2 protein-coding genes and 1 pseudogene are annotated in these 1,660 nt (G+C 64.9%); 2 read left to right on the top strand and 1 reads right to left on the bottom strand.

All coding sequences use genetic code 11. The annotated features are described in order from the left end of the window. Positions 1-289, bottom strand: a pseudogene (locus ACK42S_RS17855) (hypothetical protein); the annotation flags it as partial. Positions 290-531: 242 nt separating this feature from the next. On the opposite strand from ACK42S_RS17855, the gene ACK42S_RS17850 reads away from it, so the two are divergent. Together ACK42S_RS17850 and ACK42S_RS17845 are read left to right on the top strand one after the other, a co-directional pair. Next, positions 532-879, top strand: coding sequence for a helix-turn-helix domain-containing protein (locus tag ACK42S_RS17850; RefSeq protein ID WP_352889581.1), 348 nt, complete (start codon positions 532-534; stop codon positions 877-879). Beyond that, positions 876-1,660 (top strand): ImmA/IrrE family metallo-endopeptidase (locus ACK42S_RS17845; protein WP_409710784.1); only part of this gene is annotated, 785 nt, incomplete at its 3' end. The genes ACK42S_RS17850 and ACK42S_RS17845, both read left to right, overlap by 4 nt.

Genomic DNA, 1,660 nt, shown 5'->3' with positions numbered 1-1,660 from the left:
ATGCCACGAGACCCAGCAGCGCGGCGCCGTCCCCGGCGGCGGCCTGGAACATCGCCTGCTTGCCGGCCGGGTCGGCCAGCTGGATGCTGGCCATGAGGTTGCCGATCAGACGGTCACGGGCGGCGACGTCGGGCCAGGCCCGAACGGCCTCCACCAGTGCCTGCGAGGTGCGAGGCGTATCCTCCCAGTCGAAATCGTCGGCCACGGGCAGGCCGTGCGAGGCCAGGAAAGAGCTGAGGGTCGCGTCCACCGGCAGTTCGAGCAGCACGTCGACGAAAGTCTTCTTCATCTTCTCGGTCCTTTCCCTGAAGTGGCGTCGAAGGTCTACGGACCGAGGGTTCGGGCACGCGGGCCGGCGACATTTGTTGAACGGATATCACGCAAAAGTAAGGCAGCGTGATACAGCGCGATTGTGTCCCTGCCTGACCGGCCTGTCAAACACTGTGGCACATTTGGCGCTTATGTGTATCACGGCGCTATACTGTCGGACTGCATCCCACCACTTCCCGTGATTCGAGACAGGACATCGCCATGGCTTCCGCGTTTGGATCTCGCCTGCGGCGATTTCGCGAGGCGAAGAAACTGACCTTGCAGCAAGTGGCCGACGCCGTCGGCTGTACCAAGGCCTACATCTGGGAACTGGAGATGAAAGAGGGCCAACGCCCCTCGGCCGAGCGCGTGCAGGCGCTGGCCAAGGTGCTGGGCGTGACCATGGAGGACATCATGGGCGAGCCGATGCCCCAAGTGCCCGAGGCCAGCCCCGAGGACGTGGCCTTCTTCCGCGCCTATGCCGGCATGACCGAAGCCGAGAAAGACCGGGTGCGCCAAGCACTGAAGATCATCTTCCCGGACAAGGATCTGCCCGAAGCCAAAAGGTGAGCACGCCCCCGGCCCTCAACGGCGCGATCGCCGCCAACAAAGTCCACCACTGGTTGCGGGCTTGGTATGGCGCGGACGTGCCCGAGGCCGTCGATCTCGACCTGGTGCGGCAGATGCTGCCGAGTACGCCCTTCGGAGCGGGCGTGCGCGAAATCCGTCCCCCGGTGCAGTTCAACGACGATGCCTTCGAGGGCATGCTGGCGCGGGACCCCGGTGACCCTGAGGTCTGGGGTATCGCCTACAACGGCATGGTCAGCCCGCAGCGCCAGCGATTCACCATCGCTCACGAGCTCGGCCACTTCGTCCTGCACCGCGACCAGCAGTCGCGTTTCAACTGCGACAAGGACAGCGTCCACTCCGGCCACGAGACGATGCGTCTGATCGAGCGCGAAGCCGACGACTTCGCCAGCAATTTGCTGATGCCCGGCGATCGGCTGCGCGAGTGGATCTCGAACCGACGCATCGATCTGCACGTCCTCAGTGGCATTGCCAAGCGCTTCCAGGTGTCGTTCGAGGCGCTGTGCATCCGCTTCATCAAGTTCACCCCGCAGCGCGCGATCCTGGTCTACTGGGACAACGGTTACGCGAAGTACGAATGGCGCAGCAGCAGCGCCGTGAGAACCCGGGCACGCATCCGGCGCAGCGGCGATCCGCAAGAGCCGTTGCCCGGCACGCTCGCCGCCGACGCGAGCGTCGAGCAGGCATGGGATGGCGTCGAGATGTCCGCCGCGATCTGGTGCCCGGAGGAAGCCCCCCACATGAAGCTGCGCGAGTTCAAGCA

Source organism: Caldimonas sp. (assembly GCF_046289365.1).
Classification (GTDB): Bacteria; Pseudomonadota; Gammaproteobacteria; order Burkholderiales; family Burkholderiaceae_C; genus Caldimonas.
Note: the sequence above shows the minus strand (reverse complement) of the source record. Positions and strands in the feature narration are given on the sequence as shown.

Bases quoted from the DNA above. Each gene is read 5' to 3' on its own strand.
- ACK42S_RS17850 (WP_352889581.1), top strand. From the start codon at position 532: ATGGCTTCCGCGTTTGGATCTCGCCTGCGGCGATTTCGCGAGGCGAAG.